This window comes from Bradyrhizobium sp. 197 (assembly GCF_023073375.1).
Lineage (GTDB): Bacteria > Pseudomonadota > Alphaproteobacteria > Rhizobiales > Xanthobacteraceae > Bradyrhizobium.
Map to the genome: position 1 here is coordinate 1 of NZ_JADPJJ010000165.1, position 20,613 is coordinate 20,613.

The 20,613-nt window shown below is 63.4% G+C and carries 21 protein-coding genes and 1 pseudogene; 18 read left to right on the top strand and 4 right to left on the bottom strand.

The annotated features are described in order from the left end of the window. On the top strand, positions 1–1,030 hold a 1,030-nt coding region (locus IVB27_RS36185), incomplete at its 5' end, for a thioesterase domain-containing protein (protein WP_247447445.1). A gap of 698 nt (positions 1,031–1,728) precedes the next feature. After that, positions 1,729–2,184, top strand: coding sequence for a hypothetical protein (locus IVB27_RS36190; RefSeq protein ID WP_247447446.1), 456 nt, complete (start codon positions 1,729–1,731; stop codon positions 2,182–2,184). Here the strand turns inward: IVB27_RS36190 and IVB27_RS36195 are convergent. Together IVB27_RS36195 and IVB27_RS36200 are read right to left on the bottom strand one after the other, a co-directional pair. Continuing rightward, positions 2,073–2,453 carry an SDR family oxidoreductase gene (locus IVB27_RS36195; protein WP_345946961.1) on the bottom strand — a complete coding sequence of 127 codons (381 nt, stop codon included), beginning with the start codon at positions 2,451–2,453 and terminating at the stop codon, positions 2,073–2,075. The two genes, IVB27_RS36190 and IVB27_RS36195, sit on opposite strands and share 112 nt — an antisense overlap. 45 nt (positions 2,454–2,498) lie before the next feature. Next, positions 2,499–2,771 carry a DoxX family protein gene (locus tag IVB27_RS36200; protein ID WP_247447447.1) on the bottom strand — a complete coding sequence of 91 codons (273 nt, stop codon included), beginning with the start codon at positions 2,769–2,771 and terminating at the stop codon, positions 2,499–2,501. A 268-nt stretch (positions 2,772–3,039) separates the two neighbouring features. Between IVB27_RS36200 and IVB27_RS36205 the strand changes: the two genes are divergently transcribed. The 4 genes and pseudogenes from IVB27_RS36205 to IVB27_RS36220 all read left to right on the top strand — a co-directional run. After that, a complete protein-coding gene (locus IVB27_RS36205) occupies positions 3,040–3,945 on the top strand; it encodes a LysR family transcriptional regulator (protein WP_247447448.1) in 906 nt (301 codons plus the stop codon). Between the two features lie 262 nt (positions 3,946–4,207). Continuing rightward, a complete protein-coding gene (locus tag IVB27_RS36210) occupies positions 4,208–4,540 on the top strand; it encodes an acyl-CoA thioesterase (protein ID WP_345946971.1) in 333 nt (110 codons plus the stop codon). A gap of 77 nt (positions 4,541–4,617) precedes the next feature. After that, a complete protein-coding gene (locus IVB27_RS36215) occupies positions 4,618–5,085 on the top strand; it encodes a nuclear transport factor 2 family protein (protein ID WP_247447449.1) in 468 nt (155 codons plus the stop codon). A 145-nt stretch (positions 5,086–5,230) separates the two neighbouring features. Continuing rightward, positions 5,231–5,623 (top strand): annotated as a pseudogene (locus IVB27_RS36220) (amidohydrolase family protein); the annotation flags it as partial. Here IVB27_RS36220 and IVB27_RS36225 read toward each other — a convergent pair. After that, entirely contained in the window at positions 5,613–6,530 is a 918-nt protein-coding gene (locus tag IVB27_RS36225) for a LysR substrate-binding domain-containing protein (RefSeq protein WP_247447450.1), read from the bottom strand. The pseudogene IVB27_RS36220 and the gene IVB27_RS36225 overlap by 11 nt on opposite strands. A 271-nt stretch (positions 6,531–6,801) precedes the next feature. Between IVB27_RS36225 and IVB27_RS36230 the strand changes: the two genes are divergently transcribed. The 10 genes from IVB27_RS36230 (at position 6,802) to IVB27_RS36275 (ending at position 16,713) form a co-directional block, all read left to right on the top strand. Beyond that, positions 6,802–7,836, top strand: coding sequence for an ABC transporter substrate-binding protein (locus tag IVB27_RS36230; protein ID WP_247447451.1), 1,035 nt, complete (start codon positions 6,802–6,804; stop codon positions 7,834–7,836). Positions 7,837–7,859: 23 nt separating this feature from the next. Beyond that, positions 7,860–8,900, top strand: a complete 1,041-nt coding sequence (locus IVB27_RS36235; RefSeq protein ID WP_247447452.1) for an ABC transporter ATP-binding protein — start codon at positions 7,860–7,862, stop codon at positions 8,898–8,900. Further along, on the top strand, positions 8,897–9,772 hold the full coding sequence (locus tag IVB27_RS36240; RefSeq protein ID WP_247447453.1) for an ABC transporter permease: 876 nt from the start codon (positions 8,897–8,899) through the stop codon (positions 9,770–9,772). Before IVB27_RS36235 ends, IVB27_RS36240 begins: the two co-directional genes overlap by 4 nt. Further along, positions 9,769–10,575, top strand: coding sequence for an ABC transporter permease (locus tag IVB27_RS36245; protein ID WP_247447454.1), 807 nt, complete (start codon positions 9,769–9,771; stop codon positions 10,573–10,575). Before IVB27_RS36240 ends, IVB27_RS36245 begins: the two co-directional genes overlap by 4 nt. A gap of 8 nt (positions 10,576–10,583) precedes the next feature. Next, positions 10,584–11,720: an NAD(P)/FAD-dependent oxidoreductase gene (locus IVB27_RS36250; protein ID WP_247447455.1), complete on the top strand. Its 1,137-nt coding sequence runs from the start codon at positions 10,584–10,586 to the stop codon at positions 11,718–11,720. 19 nt (positions 11,721–11,739) lie between these two features. Then, positions 11,740–12,036: a (2Fe-2S)-binding protein gene (locus IVB27_RS36255; RefSeq protein WP_247447456.1), complete on the top strand. Its 297-nt coding sequence runs from the start codon at positions 11,740–11,742 to the stop codon at positions 12,034–12,036. Further along, positions 12,033–13,451 (top strand): FAD/NAD(P)-dependent oxidoreductase, encoded by a 1,419-nt coding sequence (locus IVB27_RS36260; RefSeq protein WP_247447457.1) that lies wholly within the window; start codon positions 12,033–12,035, stop codon positions 13,449–13,451. The genes IVB27_RS36255 and IVB27_RS36260 overlap by 4 nt, the downstream gene beginning before the upstream one ends. Further along, a complete protein-coding gene (locus IVB27_RS36265; RefSeq protein ID WP_247447458.1) occupies positions 13,448–14,569 on the top strand; it encodes an NAD(P)/FAD-dependent oxidoreductase in 1,122 nt (373 codons plus the stop codon). The genes IVB27_RS36260 and IVB27_RS36265 overlap by 4 nt, the downstream gene beginning before the upstream one ends. A gap of 15 nt (positions 14,570–14,584) precedes the next feature. Then, positions 14,585–14,932: a RidA family protein gene (locus tag IVB27_RS36270; RefSeq protein WP_247447459.1), complete on the top strand. Its 348-nt coding sequence runs from the start codon at positions 14,585–14,587 to the stop codon at positions 14,930–14,932. Positions 14,933–15,102: 170 nt separating this feature from the next. Continuing rightward, a complete protein-coding gene (locus IVB27_RS36275; protein ID WP_247447460.1) occupies positions 15,103–16,713 on the top strand; it encodes an ABC-F family ATP-binding cassette domain-containing protein in 1,611 nt (536 codons plus the stop codon). A gap of 141 nt (positions 16,714–16,854) precedes the next feature. Here IVB27_RS36275 and IVB27_RS36280 read toward each other — a convergent pair whose 3' ends face one another. After that, positions 16,855–18,183, bottom strand: coding sequence for a dicarboxylate/amino acid:cation symporter (locus IVB27_RS36280; protein ID WP_247342926.1), 1,329 nt, complete (start codon positions 18,181–18,183; stop codon positions 16,855–16,857). Between the two features lie 126 nt (positions 18,184–18,309). On the opposite strand from IVB27_RS36280, the gene IVB27_RS36285 reads away from it, so the two are divergent. Continuing rightward, complete coding sequence (locus tag IVB27_RS36285; RefSeq protein WP_247447461.1) at positions 18,310–19,629, top strand: solute carrier family 23 protein; 1,320 nt, start codon at positions 18,310–18,312, stop codon at positions 19,627–19,629. 72 nt (positions 19,630–19,701) lie between these two features. Beyond that, positions 19,702–20,538, top strand: a complete 837-nt coding sequence (locus tag IVB27_RS36290) for an SDR family oxidoreductase (protein ID WP_247447462.1) — start codon at positions 19,702–19,704, stop codon at positions 20,536–20,538. Positions 20,539–20,613 lie beyond the last annotated feature (75 nt).

Genomic DNA, 20,613 nt, shown 5'->3' on the forward strand with positions numbered 1-20,613 from the left:
GATCGAGATCGCGCTGGCGCAGATCTGGGCCGAGCTTCTGGGCCTGGAACGTGTCGGCCGGCACGACAACTTCTTCGAGCTGGGCGGGCACTCACTGCTCGCACTGCAAGTGCTTGAGCAACTCCGGCGGCGGGGTCTTACCCTCGAACTTTCCGCGCATATCGCGAGTCCCCGCCTCGACCAGTGCGCCGAGAAAGTGCGCTCGCGATCAAAGGACGATCGAAAATCTGCGGGCCAACTCATTTCTCTTCGAGTCGCCAAGAGTCGGCCGCTTATCCTCTGTCACGCGCGTGGCGGAGGCCTGAGCATCTATGATGACCTCGTGCGGGCGTTGCCACCTACGCAAAACATCTATGGTATTCATGCCCTAAACTTCGGTCACGAACTCGCGAGGGTGCGTTCGATTGACGAGATAGCTGAAGTCTATGCTCGGGCCATTCTTCCAGTGCTACCGGACATGGCTTGTACGCTCGCCGGATGGTCTTTTGGTGGTGTGCTCGCCCACGCCATCGCTGGGGTACTTATTTCCGCACACGTGAGGGTCGATTTTGTGGCTATGATCGATAGTGCCTATCCGTCGGTCCTAGAAGCGCCTCTCAGTCTCTCCATGGACCAGGAATGGTCTGAATTCCTTATATTCCTTGCGGAGGAGGGTGGATTGTCGCCTCAACACGGTGCAACGACCGAAATTCGGCCAGCTGACTTCGCAGCGCTTGCTCTCGCCCTCTCGGGTGCATGGAAAATTGGTGCACCCGCGCTTGAGGAAATCTTCCAAGTGTTCGTTCGCCATATTCGCGCGGGCAGACTCTACGTACCCAAGAAGGTTTCGGCGCTCGGCGTCTCTTACAATCAGAACTCCGCCAACACAGCAACTTCATGGCGCGCTGTCTTCGATAGCGTCATTGAAGCGCCGCCTCTTCCTGGCGACCATCGCTCGCTTCTGAAGCATCCAAACGTAGTTGTCCTCGCGGACGACCTCTCAAATCGCCTGTTCGCCGACGCTGTTCTCCATTCGTCCGCCATTGAATAAAAGCCGTGGCGGACTCAGTCACGAGCCGGATCGGGTCCTGGGCCCTGTGCCGGAGGAGATCCGGCTTTCGAGGTCGCGGGCAAGATCACTCTTCGCACGAATTTCGCCTGTAACCGACCTGAGCTGCTGATTCCGCTCGATGTTGCACGCGCCGCCGCCGACCGGGCATGCTCCCGGCGCCGTTTTCCACGTCTAACTCGATCTGCGCCCGTACTTTGACGGGGGGAGCGGCCGGGTAGGGCCGGCCGGGACAGGTCTGAGCGTCCGATGGAGGAAACCTGCGCAAGCTAGCGGCGGACGGCCAAAGATGACGCGCGACGGGATTTAAGTGGACTTAGGCGGCCGTCCGAATGATCTCGAATCGCACCGCCTTTTCCGGGGGGATCATCAAAACGGCCCCCTGACTGCGTGTTCCAGCCGATCGTGATCACCGATTCCAGGCCATCGTGATCACCCATTCCAGAGCATCGTGATCGTCGTTTCCAGCCGATCGTGATCGCTATTTCCAGCGATCATGATCGGGGGCAACGGGGAGGCGCGCACCGCTGACAGTCTGCAACCCGGCTACCTTGGTCTTTTGCCCAACCGCAGAGGATCGAGATGCCGACAGAGAGACTGTCCATGCGCCACATTCGTGAAGCTCTACGCCTGCACTACAGCGTCGGCATGTCGCAACGCGCCGTTTCCGCAGCCTCGGCTTGGCCCAAGGCACGGTCAGCAAGTACCTCAACCGCGCCCGCCGCGCCGGCCTGACCTGGCCGTTGCGGCCAGAGCTGGATGACGATGTCCGGCTCGAGAACCGCCTGTATCCGCCACCCTCTGATCGGCCCAGCGAGGAACGTCCGCAGCCGGATTGGGCGCTCGTGCATCGCGAGCTGCGGCGCCCGAACGTCACGCTGATGCTGTTGTGGGAGGAGTATTGCGACGCAAGCTCCGACAGCTTCAGCTACTCATGGTTCTGCGAACGCTACAAGGAGTGGGCCGGCCGCCTCAAGCCGACCCTGCGCCAGGTCCATGTCGCCGGCGAGAAGCTGTTCGTCGACTATTCCGGCCACACGATGGAGGTGGTTGACGGGCTCACGGGTGAGGCCCGCATCACCCAAAAGACCGTCGAGATATTTCTCCGCGGCAAGCGGGTGAGCGCCTCGACATAGTTCGCAATCACGCCCTTGGCCTCTTTGTAATCGGGCGAGGGGGCCCAGATAGCCGGCAACATGACAAACGCGCCTTCGACGCCTTTGAGCGCCCGCTCGATGGCTGCCGAATAATTCCAATCACCGTCAACCAGTTCCACGCCCTGGTTCGCCCAGCTTGACCCCTTCTCGCGATTGCGGACTAGCGCGCGTACCTCCTTGCCGTGCGCCAAGAGATGTTCTGCCGTTGCGCCGCCCACTTTTCCCGTGATTCCCATTACTAAGAACATGCGTTTTCTCCTGATCTTGAGGGACAGAGCACTGCCCCTGTTGGTTCAACGGATGAGCGGCAGAATGGCCCGGATTCGGGGATCGCGCGCGTAGAGGCCGCCCCATGTCATCGCGCCCAGAAGCAGGGAAATGATTTCCGGCGGCGATCCCAACTCACCAATGCGGACATGGGCGCAGGTGGCACCTCCCAAAAAGCCCGTCACTAGGATCGCGCCGAGGACGGCGGTGGCCGGGATGGCGTAAAGGATGGCGCAGGCGAGTATGATCAGACCCACGACACAGGTCAGGTCCATCGCGAACCCGGTTTCGTGCAACATGCTCGCGATCTGTGACGGCGCGAAAAGCTGAATAGTGCCGTCTGCCACCAGAGCGATAAAACGCGCTCACTATCCGGCCGGCCCATAGGCTGCGATGCAAGATCATAGCTTCAGGCACGTGATGCAGGTTCATAGTTTGGGACACTTGTCGTTCTCCGATGGGGGGATCCCATATTCGGAGCTCACTTACTGTGTCTCTTAGGTATGATAAACACCCAGGAAATGAACTCACTGTTCTCCCTGCGGTGAACAATACCGAGGCATGAAAATGCAGAATCTCGAACCGATCCTCATTTTCATAACGGTAGCGGAAATGGGGAGCTTCACCCGCGCAGCCGATAGCCTGGGCATTCAGAAGGGAAGGGCTTCAACGGCGGTCCGGAAGCTGGAAGAAGATGTTGGTGTGAGGCTCCTGCACCGGACGACGCGCAGCGTTCAGTTGACGGAAGACGGACGCGCATTTCATGCGCGTGCCCGCGATCTGCTTGCTGAAGTCGATGACCTGCACTCCATGTTCGCAGGCGATCGCGTGGCACTTCGCGGGCGTTTGCGGGTCGATCTTCCGACCGAGGTGGCGCGCACAACGATCGTGCCGGCCTTGCCGGATTTCATGGCGGCTCACCCCGAGTTGGAGCTGGAGGTGTCGAGTACGGATCGGCAAGTCGATCTTGTTCAAGAAGGGTTCGACTGTGTATTGCGGCTTGGACCAATAGGGGACGAGACGCTGATTGCCCGTCCACTGGGCCTGTTGCGCATGGTCAACGCTGCCAGTCCCCCCTATCTGGCGCGCTACGGCGTCCCTCGATCGCTGGATGATCTCCGGCATCAGGAACATCGGACTATTCATTTTTCGACGATGCTGGGCGCAAGACCCTATGGATGGGAATATCCGGACGGCGACAGCTACGCGACGCTTCAGTTGCCAGGTGCGCTACACGTCAACAGCGCGCAGACCTACGAAGCCGCTGCCCTCGCCGGCCTTGGCCTGATTCAGGCGCCACTCTTGGGGATTGGCCGATACTTAGAGAGTGGAGCGCTTGTGGAGATCATACCCGATTTTCGTCGCCGGGCGCTCGCCGTGTCCCTCGTCGTAGCACATCGGAGCGATCTGTCGCGTCGAGTCCGCGCATTCATGAAATGGATCGAAGATGTGCTGACGCCGTATCTGGAATAGCGAGACGGACATCTTCGTCCGCGCCTCGAAATCAACATTCTGAAATTATGTCTGCCGGTCGGCGGCCCGGCGGTCCAACAGAAAGCGCAGCGCATCCCGAAGGCGCTGCGGCTTGCGATGGAAGGGCATGGATAAATAATCTGCTGCTCATTCACGCCTTCGCGTCCAGCGACCCATTGAAACCAACCCGCTGGGCTTCTGTTGCGACATCGTCAAACCAGTGTTTTCCGGCATCGTCTATCACGCCAATTATTTGCGCTTCATGGAGCGCGGGCGGACCAATCATCTGCGGCTGATGGGTGCCGAGCAGCAGGCGCTGTTCGAGCAAGCCGAGACGGAAGAGGCGAGCTTCGCCTTCGTGGTGCGATCGATGCATCTGAATTTCCTCAAGCCCGCCCGGATGGACGACGTGCTCGACGTCGTGACCTGGCCGGTCGCGGTGAAGGGCGCCTCGATCATGCTGGCGCAGGAGGTGCGGCGCGGGGAGGACGTGCTGGTGAAAGCCGAGGTGCGCGTCGCCTTCATCAGCGGCGGCCGCGCCCAGCCGATCCCGAAGTCGATCCGCGCCATGATGAAGGCTGATCTGATTTCGTGATCGTGCGATAGCGGACGGCCTCTCGACTCCGCGGCATGCAGGCGTAGATTGCGCTCCCGTCAACCGATGAGGCCATCATGTCGCGCCCGCCGCTTCCGCCCTTCACCCGTGAGACCGCCGCGCAGAAGGCCCGCATGGCCGAGGACGCCTGGAATTCGCGCGACCCGGTGCGCGTCTCGCTCGCCTATACCGAGGACAGTCGCTGGCGCAATCGTTCGGAATTGTTTCAGGGCCGCGAGGCCATCGTCGCATTCCTCACCCGCAAATGGGAGAAGGAGCAGGAGTACCGCCTGATCAAGGACCTCTGGGGCTTCGACGGCAACCGTATCGCGGTGCGCTTCCAGTACGAATGGCACGACGCGAGCGGCCAATGGTATCGCTCCTACGGCAACGAACAGTGGGAGTTCGACGAGCACGGGTTGATGAGGCGGCGCGAGGCCTCGATCAACGACATCGCCATTGCGGAGAACGACCGGCGGTTTCACTGGCCGGCGCCGGGGCCGAGGCCGGCGGATGTGCCGGGGTTAGGGACCGATCCGTTCTGAGATTTCAACCCCCATGGTGAGGAGCCGCGAAGCGGCGTCTCGAACCATGCAGGCCCTGTTGCTGCACCTCGGCCTCTATCCTTCGAGACGCGCGCAAATGGCGCGCTCCTCAGGATGAGGGGTTGGACTTGCGCACCAGAAACCGCTCGGCGAACTCAATGCGGCTTCGCTGATCTCCAAGATCACCTCAGCGCGCGCCGATGTCGCGAACTCGCCCGAACTGATCGAGGCCAACACGGCGGTCGCCGCTGATGTCATCAAGCGGCCTGATCTCGGCCGCATCGAACCGGGGGCGACCGCCGATCTCACCGTCGTCGATCTGACCCATCCGGATCTTCAGCCGCTGTTCGATCCGCGCCGCGCACTGATCGCGCTCGCCAACCGCGCCAATATCGATCAGGTCATGGTCGATGGCCGCATGCTGATCGATGCCGGTCGCTATCTCAGCGCCGACGAGGCGGCGATCATGGCCGCCGGCACCGCTGCGATCGGCAAGATCTGGGACCTGCCCGAGGCCCAGGCCGCGTTCAACGGTTGAGCATCGCTTCGTCCTCGAATTCGGCGAGCGACTTGCGCATGGTCTCGACGAGATCCAGTGCCACCGGCGAGGGGCTGCGCTGTGCGGGGAAAACGGCTGAGAACTCGAAGTCGATGCGCGGCAGGAAGCGGCGCGCGATGACACCGCGGGTTGAAAATTCCTGCGCGGTGAACGGATCGCAGATCGCGACCCCGAGGCCTGATGACACCATGCCGCACATGATTTCCGACAGTGTGGTCTCGACCCTGAGCACGCGGCGGACGTCGCTGCGGTGGAAGACCTGATCGACGAGGTGCCGGCTCGACGATCCCGCCGATAGCGAGATGAACGTCTCGCCCTCGAAATCGCCCGGCTCCAGCACCTCCTTTTCTGCAAGCCGGTGTCCGGTCGGCAGCACTGCGACACGCGCCAGTGACGGTAGCCGCTGGCTCGGCAGGCCGGAATGGGCGATCGGCACCTCGGCAAAGCCGATGTCGCATTGATTGTTCAGCACCCAGTCGACCACGATCGGCGAGATCACACCGAAGAAAGCGAGGTTAAGGTTCGGCCGCTCTTTCAGAAAATGTCCGGCAAGCCGCGGCAGATAGCCATTCGACAGCGCTGGAAGTGCAGCGATCCGCAGCGAGCCGGTGCGGCGGCCGCGGATTTCCTCGGCTGCCGCCGTGATGCGTTCGAGGCCGACGAAGGAGCGCTCGACCTCGGTATAAAGCGCCATGGCCGCGGCGGTCGGCACGAGTCCGGTGCCGCGCCGCTCGAACAGCTCCATCTTCAGCAGCCCCTGAAGGTCGCGCAGCAACCGGCTGACCGCCGGCTGTGTCACGGTCATCAGTGCCGCCGCCTCTGTCACGCTGCCCGTCAGCATCGTCGCCCGGAAGGCCTCCACCTGCCGCGAATTGATCCGCGCCATCCCGAATTCCATTCATAACATTTCGGCATGCAAAGGGTGCCATTATTCATTGGACGATGGAAGGCTAGGTTTGCGATCTTTTTCATCAGAGCTGGAGAGAGCCCGCTTTTTCGGCAGATTGGAGGGGTTCAAACCTCCGGATCGCGTCAAACCTGTCGAACAGGGGCCGGAGCCTTGGTCGGAGAAAGGATTTGCGCGGAAGGAAATACGGAAGGCTCGGCAGCGAGACTCGTCGGCACGTCACCTCACCCCGGTATGGAGATCGGACCACATGAAGACTTTTCGCCTTCTGACAGCGGTCGGCATCGCGGCTCTCATGGCCGCCCCCTCGGTCGCCTCGGCCCAGCAAAAGACGCTCTATGTCGCCGGCTATGGCGGCTCGTTCGAGAAGACCATCCGTGACGAGGTGATCCCGACCTTCGAGAAGGAGAACGGCGTCAAGGTCGAATACGTCGCTGGCAACTCCACCGACACGCTGGCAAAGCTTCAGGCGCAGAAGGGCAACCAGCAGATCGACGTCGCCATCGTCGACGACGGCCCGATGTACCAGGCGATCCAGCTCGGCTTCTGCGGCAAGCTTGATGGCCTGCCGGCCGATCTCTACGACACCGCCCGCTTCAAGGACGACCGCGCTGTCGCGATCGGCATCGTTGCCACCGGCCTGATGTACAACACCAAGGTGTTTGCGGAGAAGGGCTGGGCGCCGCCGACTTCCTGGAACGATTTGAAGGACACGAAATACGCAAAACAGCTCGTGATCCCGCCGATCAACAACACCTATGGCCTCGAAGCGCTGGTGATGCTGTCGAAGATGAACGGCGGCGGCGAGACCAACGTCGATTCCGGCTTCAAGATCTTCAAGGAGCAGATCAATCCGAACGTGCTCGCCTATGAGCCGTCGCCGGGCAAGATGACCGAGCTGTTTCAGTCCGGTCAGGCCGTGATCGCGGTATGGGGCACCGGACGCGTGCAGAGCTTTGCCAATACCGGCTTCCCCGTCGACTTCATCTACCCGAAGGAGGGCGCGGCGACGCTGCTGACGACGGCATGTCCAATCACCAAGCCGAACGTCTCGCCGCTCGCCTCGAGCTTCATCAAGAAGCTGCTCGACCCAAAAATCCAGCTCGTGTTGCTGAAGGACTACGGCTACGGCCCGGTGCTGAAATCGCTGGTGGTCCCGCCGGAGCTCGGCAAGATGGCGCCGATCGGCGAGCGCGCGGCAAAGCTCTACAATCCGGACTGGACGGTCATCAACGACAAGCGCGAGGAGTGGACCAAGCGCTGGAATCGCGAAGTCGAGCGCTGATCGGTCATACCGGAGACAGTGCCATGGCCTATCTCGAACTCGAAGGGATCGCCAAGCAATTCGGAGCGCAGACTGTCGTCGACGACTTCAGTCTCGCGGTGGGGAAGGGGGAGTTCATCTCCTTCCTCGGTCCCTCCGGCTGCGGCAAGACAACGACCCTGCAAATGATCGCGGGCTTCCTCGATCCCACCCGCGGCGCGATCCGGCTGGAGGGCAAGGACCTGACCGCGATCCATCCGGCCAAACGCGGGCTCGGCATCGTGTTCCAGAGCTACGCGCTGTTTCCGCACATGACCGCGGCGGAGAATGTCGCCTTCGGCCTCGAGATGCGTAAGGTGGCGCGCTCAGAGCGGGCCGAGCGCGTCCGCGCCGCACTCGCGATGGTCGGTCTCGCCGGCTACGAGGACCGCCATCCACGCCGTATGTCCGGCGGCCAGCAGCAGCGCGTGGCGCTGGCGCGCGCGCTGGTGATCAAGCCGAGCGTGCTGCTGCTCGACGAGCCGCTGTCCAATCTCGACGCCAAGCTGCGCGAGGAGATGCAGATCGAGCTGCGCCAGATCCAGCGCACCATCGGCACTACCACGATCCTGGTCACCCACGACCAGAACGAGGCGATGTCGCTGTCCGACCGCATCGTGGTGATGAGCCAGGGCCGCATCGAGCAGATCGGCACGCCGCAGGAGACCTATGAGAAGCCGGCCTCGGCCTTCGTCTCGCAGTTTTTAGGCAAGACCAACGACTTTGCCGCGACGATCGATCGGACGAGTGCGCGTGCGCGATTGATTGCCGGCTCGTGGAGCGCGCCCGCGCCTGCCGGGCTCAGCGGTCCCGTGACCGTCAGCATCCGCCCTGAGCGGATTGGCTTTGGCGATACGGGACTCGGCGCGAAGATCGTTACCCGCATCTTCCAGGGCAATCACTGGCTGTTCCAGTGCGACACCGAATGCGGCCCGGCGACCGTGATCCGCCAGAATGACGGCGAGAGGCAGCCGGTCGAGGGTGAGGCCGTTCGTCTCGTCTGGCGTCCGGAGGATATGGGTGTGCGCGGAGGAGCCTCCGCATGAGCGTGGCTGCTGAGGAGCGGAACGCACGCGCGCCCTGGGCGCTGACCGCGCCAGCCCTGATGCTGTTCGTCGGCGTGTTGCTGATCCCGCTGGCAATGACCGTGATGCTGTCGTTCCACGACTGGGGTCAGTACAAGGGCATTGAGCCCGTCTTCATCCTCAAGAACTGGCACGAGATCGTAACCGACCCCTATTACGCCGAGATGTTCTGGCGGACGTTTCGCATCGCGATCCTGACCACGCTGCTCACCGCCGTGCTCGGCGCGCCCGAAGCCTACATCCTCAACCGCATGAGCGGACGCTGGAAGAGTGTCTTCCTCCTCGTGATCCTCGGGCCGCTGTTGATTTCCGTGGTGGCGCGAACGCTCGGCTGGGCGCTGCTGTTCGGCGGTAACAACGGCCTCGTCAACAAGCTGCTGATGTCGGCCGGGTTGATCCGCGCACCCATTCCCTTCATGTTCACCGAAACCGGCATGGTGGTTGCGCTCGCGCATGTGATGATGCCATTCATGGTGCTCTCGGTGTGGGCCGCGCTGCAGCGGCTCGATCCGCAAATCGAGAATGCCGCGCTGTCGCTCGGCGCCGGCCCTGTAACGATCATCCGCCGCATCATCATGCCGCAGATCATGCCGGGCGTGCTGTCGGGCGCAATCATTGTGTTCTCGCTCTCAGCCAGCGCGTTTGCGACTCCCGCGATCATCGGGGGGCGCCGGCTCAAGGTCGCGGCGACGCTCGCCTATGACGAGTTCCTCAACACGCTGAACTGGCCGCTGGGCGCAGCGGTCGCCACGCTACTGCTCGCCGCACTGGTCTTGATCGTCGTTGGCAGCAACGCGCTGATCGAGCGCCGTTACGCGGAGGTGTTCCGATGAGCCGGAACGGCCCGCTCGCGCTGATCTTCCACACCATCTTCGTCATCGTCATGGTGGCGCCGATCCTCGTGGTCTGCCTCGTCGCGTTCACGCCCGAAGGCTTCTTGTCGTTGCCGACCAATGGTTTTTCGCTGCGCTGGTTCAGGGCGATCGCCAACTATCCCGAATTCATTCACGCCTTCTGGATCAGTCTTGGCCTCGGCGCGCTGTCTTCTTTTGTGGCGATGTTGTTCGCGGTGCCGGCGGCGCTGGCGATCGCGCGCTATCGCTTCCGCGGTCGCGATGCGCTGGCCGCGCTGTTCCTGTCGCCGCTGATGATCCCGCATGTCGTGCTCGGCATCGCCTTCCTGCGCTTCTTCACCTCGGCGGGCCTCGGCGGCAGCTTCGCGGCGCTGATCATCGCGCATGTCATCATCGTGTTTCCGTTCGCGCTGCGGCTGACGCTTGCGGCCGCAACCGGCATGGATCTCTCGGTCGAGATGGCCGCGGTCTCGCTCGGCGCCGGCGGTTGGACGCTGTTCCGCCGCGTCACCTTGCCGCTGATCCTGCCAGGCGTCATCAGCGGCTGGGCGCTTGCCTTCATCCAGTCCTTCGACGATCTCACCATGACCGTCTTCCTTGCGGCACCCGGCACCGAGACGCTGCCGGTGCGCATGTTTCTGTACATCCAGGACAACATCGATCCGCTGGTGACGTCGGTCTCGGCCTGCGTGATCGCGATCACCATGACCGCCCTCATTCTGCTCGACCGCTTCTACGGGCTCGACCGCGTGCTCGCCGGCAAGGGCGATACGGGACGATAGGAGAACTCATGTCAGGGGATTACGACGTCGCCGTTGTCGGCGGCGGATTGCTCGGCTCCGCCATTGCCTGGGGCCTCGGCCGGCTCGGCAAGAGCGTCGCCGTGCTTGACGAGGGCGACATCGCCAAGCGCGCCTCGCGCGCCAACTTTGCCCTGGTCTGGGTTCAGAGCAAGGGCTTGGGCATGCCGGCGTATACGGTGTGGACTGTGCAGGCGTCACAAGCATGGGGAAGGCTTGCTTCGGAGTTGAAGCAGCAGACCGGTCTCGATGTTTCGCTTCAGCAAAATGGCGGCTTCCATCTGACGCTCGGCGAAGACGAGTTCGGCCAGCGCGCCGAACTGGTCAAGCGCATGCACAACCAGACTGGTGCGGCCGACTACAAGATGGAGATGCTCTCCGCATCCGACGTGAAGAAGTCGCTGCCGCTGATCGGCCCCGAGGTGTCCGGCGGCAGCTATTGCCCGCTCGACGGCCACGTCAATTCGCTGCGCACGTTCCGAGCGTTCCACACCGGCTTCAAGGCGTTCGGCATTGACTATTTTCCGGAGCGCCCGGTTTCGGCTATCAGCAAAAGCGGTGGTGAATTCAAGTTGGCCACGCCGAAGGGCGAACTTCGCGCCGCCAAGATCGTGCTGGCCGCCGGCAACGCCAACCAGACGCTCGCGCCGATGGTCGGTCTTTACGCCCCGATGGGCCCGACCCGCGGCCAGATCGTGGTGACCGAGCGGACCATGCCGTTCCTGCCGCATCCGCTGACTACGATCCGCCAGACCGACGAGGGTACGGTGATGATCGGCGACAGCAAGGAAGACGAGCTCGACGATCGCGCGCTGAAGCACTCGATCAGCGCCGTGATGACCGATCGCGCCCAACGGATGTTTCCGCATCTGTCGCGGCTCAACGTGGTCAGGAGTTGGGCCGGCATCCGCGTCATGCCGGAGGACGGCTTTCCGATTTACGACCAGTCGGAGACCCATCCCGGCGCTTTCGTCGCCTGCTGCCATTCCGGCGTGACGCTCGCCTCCAACCACGCTTTCGAGATCGCGCGGATGGTCGCGCAAGGTTCGCTCGAGCCGGAGCTGGTCGGCGCGTTCTCGGCCAGCCGTTTTGGCGCCGCCGGCGCTGCGAACAACAGCGGCTATTAGAGATATTGAAGGAGCCAAGATGTTCAAACGATCCGAACAGGACAAACGGCCGCCGGTGCAAATCTTCGTCGACGGCATTGCCGTTGCGGCGCGGCAGGGCGACACCGTTTCCGCGGCGCTGCTGGCCTCGAGCTGCGACGTGCGCCGGTCGACCGCGGTCAGCGGTGCACTGCGTCTTCCCTACTGCATGATGGGCGTGTGCTTCGATTGCCTCGTCACCATCGACGGCGTCGGCAACCGCCAGGGCTGCCTCGTGCCGGTCACTGAGGGCATGCAGATCGAGATTCAGAAGGGCAAACGGGAGATCGGAAAATGACTGTGGCTCCCAAGCGCGAAGACTATGATGTCGTGGTGATCGGCGCCGGGCCTGCGGGCCTCGCGGCCGCTGCGACCTCCGCCGAAGCCGGTCTGTCGACCCTGCTGCTCGACGAGAACATCGGTCCCGGCGGCCAGGTGTTTCGCGCCATCGCCTCGACGCCGGTGACCGAGCGCAATCAGCTGGGCGCGGACTATTGGGTGGGTGCCGATCTCGTGCAAGCGTTGCGCGCGAGCAACGCCGAAGTCATCCATCGCGCCACGGTCTGGAGCCTCGACCGCAACCTGGAGATCGCCGTCTCGGTCGGGGGCGCCTCCGCCTTTGTCAAGGCGAAGCGCGTGATCCTTGCGACCGGTGCGCTGGAGCGGCCGTTTCCGATTCCCGGCTGGACGCTGCCGGGTGTGATGACCGCGGGCGCGGCGCAGACGATGTTGAAGTCGTCAGCGTTGGTGCCGGACGGACGCACGGTGATCGCGGGGCAGGGGCCTCTGCTCTGGCTGCTCGCCGCGCAGATTTTGCGGCTCGGCGGCCGCATCGATCGCATTCTCGACACCACCGAGCGTGGTAACTACTTCGCCGCTCTGCCTCACGCTTTCGCCTTCCTGGCCTCGCCCTATTTCCGCAAGGGCCTGTCGATGATGCGCGAAGTGAAGGCGAAGGTTCAGGTCGTCTCCGGCGTCACCGAGCTTGTGGCATCCGGCGACGGCCAGCTCGCGGGCGTGAGCTATGTGGCCGGTGGCAAGCGCGAGACCATTCCGGCGGATTTGCTGCTGCTGCATCAGGGCGTCGTGCCCAATGTCAATCTGGCGATGGCGGCCGGCGTCGATCATCGCTGGGACGATCTGCAATTGTGCTGGTCGCCGGTGCTCGACGCGAGCGGAAATTCGTCGGTCGCCGGCATTGCGATCGCCGGCGACGGTGCCGGCATCGGCGGTGCGAGTGCAGCTGTGGTACGTGGCCGCATCGCGGCGCGGGCAGCGGTGGAAGCATTGGCGCCTGCGGCTGCCCCAAAGCTTCCCGCGATGGCGGCGCTCCGTTCCGATCTCGCCAAGGCCGAGCGTGGTCGCAGCTTCCTCGACACGCTGTTCCGCCCAGCGCCACAGTTTCGCATTCCCGCAGGCGACACCATCGTCTGTCGCTGCGAGGAGGTGACCGCGAAGGACATTCTCGATGCCGTCGCGATCGGCGCGACCGGGCCCAATCAACTCAAGGCCTATCGCCGCACGGGCATGGGTCCGTGCCAGGGCCGGCTCTGCGGCCTCACCGTCACCGAGCTGATGGCGCAGGCGCGGGCCAAAACCCCGCAGGAGATCGGCCACTACCGGCTGCGCGCGCCGGTCAAGCCGATCACGCTCGCCGAGCTTGCCGCGGTTCCGAAGAGCGAAGACGACATCAAGGCGGTGGTGCGCGGATGACCAAAAACGTGGATGCGATCGTCGTCGGCGGCGGCATCCACGGATGCTCGACCGCGCTGCATCTGTGCCTCGCCGGCCTGAAGCCGGTGCTGATCGAGAAGGACTATGCGGGCCGCCACGCCTCCGGCGTCAATGCCGGCGGTGTGCGCCAGCTCGCGCGGCACATCCCGGAAATCCCCCTCTCGATCCGCTCGATGGGAATCTGGGAGAAGATTTCGGACCTCGTCGACGACGATTGCAGTTTTGAAAACTACGGCCAGGTGCTGGTCGCCGAGAACGAGGAAGAGCTCGCGGTGTGCCGCGCGCGCGTCGCCGAGCTGAACGCGCTCGGTTTCACCCACGAGGAGCTGATCGACGCGACTGAATTGCGTCGCCTCGTGCCGGCGGTCGCCGAAACCTGTCCCGGCGGCGTGGTCTCGCGCCGCGACGGCGCCGCCAATCCGGCGCAGACCACGACGGCGTTCCGGCGCAAGGCGGAGCAGCTCGGCGCGATAGTGCGCGAGGGCGTCGCCGCCAGCAACATCCGGCAGAGCGAGGGCCTCTGGCATGTCGATGTCGGCGCCGAGAGCTTTGCTGCGCCGGTGCTGGTCAATGCCGCCGGCGCCTGGGCCGGGACCATCGCAGCCACGCTCGGTGAGCCCGTTCCGGTCGAGACTGTGGCGCCGATGCTGATGATCACCTCACGCGTGCCTCACTTTATCGATCCCGTCGTGATCCTGCGCGGCCGAAAGCTCTCCTTCAAGCAATTCAAGAATGGCACCGTGCTGATCGGCGGCGGCCATCTGGCCACGCCCTATCAGGATCGCAACGAGACGGTGCTGGACTGGAAGAGCCTCGCGACCAGCGCCCGCACCGTGTTCGAGCTGTTCCCGGTGATGCGCGACGCGACGATCATGCGGGCCTGGGCCGGCATCGAGGCGAAGATGAAGGATGACATCCCAGTGTTCGGACCGAGCAGCCGTCACAAGGGCCTCTATCACCAGTTCGGCTTCTCGCTGCACGGCTTTCAGCTCGGCCCCGGCGCCGGCGCCGTGATGGCGGAGCTGATTGTCAATGGCGGCAGCCAGACCCGCATTGGCGATCTCGGCATCGACCGTTTCTATTCCCCCACGCTCTAGCAACAAGAGGACATCATGAGCATTACCCGCAGCATCCGCACGCCGATCATGCACCGCGCCGTCGAGGCCAACGGCTTCGTCTTCCTTGGCGGCACCATCGCCGACGACACCTCGGTCTCGATGGGCGAGCAGACCCGCAACATTCTCGGCAAGATCGCCGGCTATCTGAAGGAAGCGGGCACCGACAAGTCGCGCGTCGTGAGCACCTCGATCTTCGTCACGGACCTTTCCAAAAAGAAAGAGATGGACGCGGTCTGGACCGAGTTCTTCGGCGACAATCTGCCGACCCGCGCCACCGTCGGCGTCGCCGATCTCGGCGGCAGCGCGCTGATCGAGGTGGTGGTGACCGCGCTCAAGGGCTGATCGCGCAGGCCGGCGGGGAACGTCAGCGTTCCCCGCGCTGTCGCCTCTGCGAGCCTCGCCTTGATCTCGCCCTTCAACGGGACTACTTAGACAGTCTCCAATCAGGATATTCGCAGCCATGGATTTTACCCCGACCGCAAAGCCGACCTGCCTTGCTCACGGGGAATTCCATGCCTGCTTCAATCATCCTGTCGAATCTGTCGCTGTCCACGCCTGACGGCCGTTCTCTTTTTTCCAATATCGATCTGACGTTCGGCGCCGAACGGACCGGCCTTGTCGGCCGCAACGGCGTCGGGAAGACGACGCTGCTTGCGTCGATCTCGCGCGAGCACGTCCTCCAATCGGGGCGTGTTGCCGTCAACGGAACCGCCGGACTGCTGCGCCAGGACGTCCAGCTCCTTGCGGGCGCGAAGGTGATCGACCTGTTCGGTGCGCGACGAGCGCTGGAGTTGCTTCGCCGGGCTGAATGCGGGGAAGCCTCGGCCGAGGAGGTCTCCGAGGTCGATTGGACTCTTGAGACACGGCTTGCATCTGCCCTTGCGCTTGTCGGGTTCGGCGTCGCTCCGGAGATCGAGCTCGGGCGCTTGTCGGGCGGACAAATCACGCGGGTTCGTCTCGCCGCGCTGATTTTCGCGGAGCCGGACTTCCTGCTGCTCGACGAGCCCACCAACAATCTCGATCGGGAGGGGCGCGCGGCCGTGATCGATTTTCTTGCGTCCTGGCGCGGTGGGGCGATTGTCGCCAGCCATGATCGGAGCCTGCTCGAAACGATGGATGCGATTGTCGAGCTGACGTCGCTCGGGGCCACGCGATACGGCGGTAATTGGAGCAGTTACCGCGAGCAGAAGGCCGTCGCGCTTGCGGCTGTCAGGCACGATCTCGCACATGCCGAGAGGCGCCTGTCCGGGATCGACGGGAAGGCGCAGGAAGCTGCGGAGAAGAAAGCGCGCAAGGACAGCGGGGGTAAGAAGAAGCGCGCCAAAGGCGACATGCCGCGCATCCTCGCCGGCGCGCGCAAGGATCGTAGCGAGGATAGCGGCGGCAAGAACGTGCAGATCGCTGAGCGGCGTCGCGCGGAAGCGCTTGAGGCCGTCGATACCGCACGCCGGCGCATCGAGATTCTTCAGCCAATGTCGGTGAAACTACCTTCGACCCAACTGCCGGCGGGAAGGGAGGTGGTTTGGCTCGATCGGGCAAGTGCTGGCTATCAGCCGGACCGGATAATCCTGCACGATCTATCGTTCACGATCGTCGGTCCGGAGCGCGTGGCCATTGTCGGGCCCAACGGTTCCGGCAAGACGACGCTGCTGAAACTCATCGCCGGCGAGCTGCATCCGCTCTCCGGCATCGTGCGGGTCAGGCCGGACTTTGCGCTGTTCGACCAGAAGGTCAGCCTGCTCGATCCCGCGATCTCCATCCTGGACAATTTTGGGCGTCTCAATCCGAAGGCGGGTCCGAATGAGTGCCATGCCGCGCTGGCGCGTTTCATGTTTCGCGCCGATGCGGCCTTGCAAATCGTCGGACACCTGAGCGGCGGGCAAATGTTTCGCGCGGGCCTCGCCTGTGTGCTGGGCGGGGCGACGCCGCCGTCCCTGCTGATCCTCGACGAGCCGACCAATCATCTGGACATCGATTCCATCGAAGCCGTCGAGGCAGGTTTGAGGGCCTATGACGGCGCGCTTCTCATCGTCAGTCATGACGAGGCGTTCTTGCAGGCGCTAGGGATCACGCGCAGGGTCGAGCTGGCCGGACAATCGGCTCGCCAAGGCCTGTCGTCCTAACAACAAAAACCCGACGCTCTGCCCCCAGCGCGTCGGGTGGAAAAAATGAGTATCAATCCGTGATCCCAACACCGGTATTGTGAGGCGTGCCGCATCAATTGACCACTCCGGGAAACTACCGCGTCTGAACCGGGCGCGGTCTTACGCACCTCCACCGGGCTCCAGCGCTTCGCCCATCTCCAGCGGATGGGCCATGGTCTCGTGCAGCGCGTCACGGTCGAGTTCGCCTTCGGAGAGGCTGATGACGACGCAGGCAACGCCGTTGCCGATCAGATTGGTCAGCGCGCGGCACTCGCTCATGAACTTGTCGATGCCGACCAGGATCGCGATCGACTGGATCGGAATGTCAGGCACGATCGAGAGCGTCGCCGCGAGCGTGATGAAGCCCGCCCCGGTCACGCCCGAGGCCCCCTTCGAGGTGATCATGGCGATGCCGAGAATGCCGAGTTCCTGCCAGATGGTCAGATGGGTGTTGGTCGCCTGCGCCAAAAACAGCGTCGCCAGCGTCATGTAAATGTTGGTGCCGTCGAGGTTGAAGCTGTAGCCGGTCGGAATCACGAGGCCGACCACCGAGCGCGACGCGCCGAGATGCTCCATCTTCTGGATCATCTGCGGCAGCACCGTCTCCGACGACGAGGTACCGAGCACGATCAGCAGTTCGTCCTTGATGTAGGCGATGAAGCGCAGGATCGAGAAGCCGGCAAGCCGTGCGATTGCGCCGAGCACGATCAACACGAACAGGATGCTGGTGAGATAGAACGTGCCGATCAGGGCGGCGAGATTGAGTAGCGAGCCGAGGCCGTAGGCGCCGACGGTGAACGCCATCGCGCCGAATGCACCGATAGGGGCGACACGCACGATGATGCGGATGATGCCGAAGAACATCTTCGCGGCCTTGTCGATCGCTTCCGCAATGGGCTCGCCGGCTTTGCCGAGAAAGGCAATGGCGAAGCCCGACAGGATCGAGATCAGCAGCACCTGCAAGAGATCGCCGCGTGCGATGGCGCCAAGATAGCTGTCGGGGATGATCGCCATCAAATGGGCGACGATGCCTTCCTCCTTGGCCTTGGTGACGTAGGTCGCCACCGACTTCGGATCGATCGTGGCGGGATCGATGTTAAAGCCGCTGCCGGGCTGCAGCACCTCGCCGACCAGTAGGCCTATCGCGAGCGCGACAGTCGAGACCGTCTCGAAATAGATCAGTGACTTCAGTCCGACCCGGCCGACGCGCTTGAGGTCGCCCATCGAGGAGATGCCGTGCACCACGGTGCAGAAGATCACGGGCGCGATCATCATCTTGATCAGTGATATGAAGCCGTCGCCGAGCGGCTTCAGGGCCTTGCCGAGATCGGGGTAGAAATAGCCGATCAGCACCCCGAGCACGATCGCGATCAGAACCTGGACGTAGAGGACCTTGTACCAGGGCTGGTGCCGGCGGTGGATGGCTGGCTGGATCGCGACTTGTGTCATAGAGTAGGCCCCGGAACATATTGATCTTGTTTGATTTGCATCATGTGATGGCCGCCGCAGAAGCGACAATCACATTTTTGTCTGTTCGCACGAAGATTGATAGCTGCACCGCAACTCGGGGGGAACATGTCGACTGCAACGGGCTCCGAAGAGCGAGCGCAAGGCTATTTTCCGCGTTGGACGCTGAAGTCCTCCGGCGTGATCATGCCCGAGGAGCGATTGCCGCTCGGCCAGACCGTCGTCTCCGGTCTCCAGCATTGCGTCGCAATGTCGGGCTCGACGATCATCGCGCCGCTGCTGATGGGGTTCGACCCCAATGTTGCGGTCCTGTTCTCCGGCGTCGGCACGCTGATCTTCTTCGTCATTGTCGCGGGGCGCGTGCCGAGCTATCTCGGATCGAGCTTCGCCTTCATCGCGGTCGTCATCGCTGCCACCGGCTATGCCGGGCACGGGCCGAATCCGAACCTGTCGATTGCGCTTGGCGGCATCGTCGGGGCCGGCGTCCTCTACGGCGTGATTGCGCTGATTGTGATGTGGTCGGGGGTTGGCTGGGTCGAGAGGTTGCTGCCGCCGGCCGTCACCGGTGCTGTGGTCGCTGCGATCGGCCTCAACCTCGCGCCCGTGGCGGTCAAGGCGGTGAGCGCGGGCGCGTTCGACACCTGGATCGGGCTCGCGACCGTTCTGATTATCGGCGTGGTTGCCGTTGCCGCTCCGGGCCTGTGGCGCCGCCTGCCGGTCATCCTCGGCGCGATCGGTGGATATCTTTTGTACTTGCTGTTCGCGAACGGCCTCGGCTTCGGCAAGCCGATTGACTTCACCCAGCTTGCGGCTGCGCCGTGGATCGGCCTGCCGAGCTTCACCACGCCGACCTTTCAGGTCGATGCGATCGTCCTGATCGCGCCGGTTGCGATCATCCTCGTCGCCGAGAACCTCGGTCACATCAAGGCCGTCGGCGCCATGACAGGCCGGAGCCTCGATAGCTATCTCGGCCGCGCCTTGCTCGCCGACAGCCTCGCGACCATCGTGGCGGCCTGTGGCGGCGGCACCGGCGTCACCACCTACGCCGAAAACATCGGCGTCATGGCGGCGACGAAGGTCTATTCGACCTTGCTGTTTGCCTTCGCGGCCATTGTGTCGATCGTGCTCGGCTTCTCGCCGAAATTCGGCGCGCTGATCCTCTCGATCCCGGGTCCCGTCATCGGTGGGCTCTCGATCGTGCTGTTCGGATTGATCGCCGCGATGGCGGGCCGGATCTGGGTCGAGAACAAGGTCGACTTCTCAAGTCCGGCAAACCTGATCACCGTCGCGGTCGCGCTCACCGCAGGCGCGGGCGATCTGACGCTCAAATTCGGCGCGTTCACGATCGGCGGGATCGGCACCGCAACCTTCGGCGCCATCATCCTCTACCAGATCCTAAGCTCGCCACTGGCCCAGCGCGCTAAATGAATCGCAGCGATGCGCTGAGGGATGGAACAAAAAGCCGGTTCCGTCGATGATCAGGCGTCCCGGAGAGAACCCATGCCACAAACCGATCGTTCGACCTCGTTTCACTCGCGCCTTGTCGGCCAATACGCGCTGATAACAGGCGCCTCGCAAGGCATCGGCCGCGCGGTCGCGATCCGGCTCGCCCAGGAAGGCGCGACCGTCGCCATCAACTATTTCGGTCACCCTGAAGGGGCCGAGGAGACGCTCGCGCTCGCGCGGACGGCATCGGGTGACCGCGGCCATGGCAAGCTCGACCACGTCATCGTCAAGGCCGATGTCGGCAATGAGCCGGACATCGCCGCGATGTTCGAGACGATTTTGGCGCGCTGGAAACGGCTCGATTGCCTCGTCAACAATGCCGGCTTCCAGCGGGAATCCCCGAGCGAGGCGCTCGACGTCGAAACCTATCGCCGCATCATCGACGTCAATCTCAACGGCGCCGTGCTTTGCGCGCAGAAGGCGCTCGCCCATTTCGTCGCGCGTGGCGCAGGCGGCAGCATCATCAACTGCTCCAGCGTGCACCAGATCATCCCGAAACCCGGCTATCTCGCTTATTCGATCAGCAAGGGCGGCATGGCCAATCTGACGCGTACGCTGGCGCTCGAATTTGCCGGCCGTGGCATTCGCGTCAACGCGGTAGGTCCCGGTGCGATCGACACGCCGATCAACGCGGCCTGGACCGGCGACCCGGAAAAGCGCGGCGTCGTCTCCAGCCACATTCCGCTCGGTCGCGTGGGCACGCCGGAAGAGATCGCCGCCGTGTTTGCGTTCCTCGCGTCGGATGATGCCAGTTACATCACCGGCCAGACCATCTATGCTTGTGGAGGCCTGACCCTGTTTCCCGAGTTTCGCGAGAATTGGGCGAGCTAGGCGTGCGCCTACAAGTTTCGGGTGCGGATCAACCGGAGGCGGGCTGGTCGATCAGGTCGAGCACGTGGAGCTGAT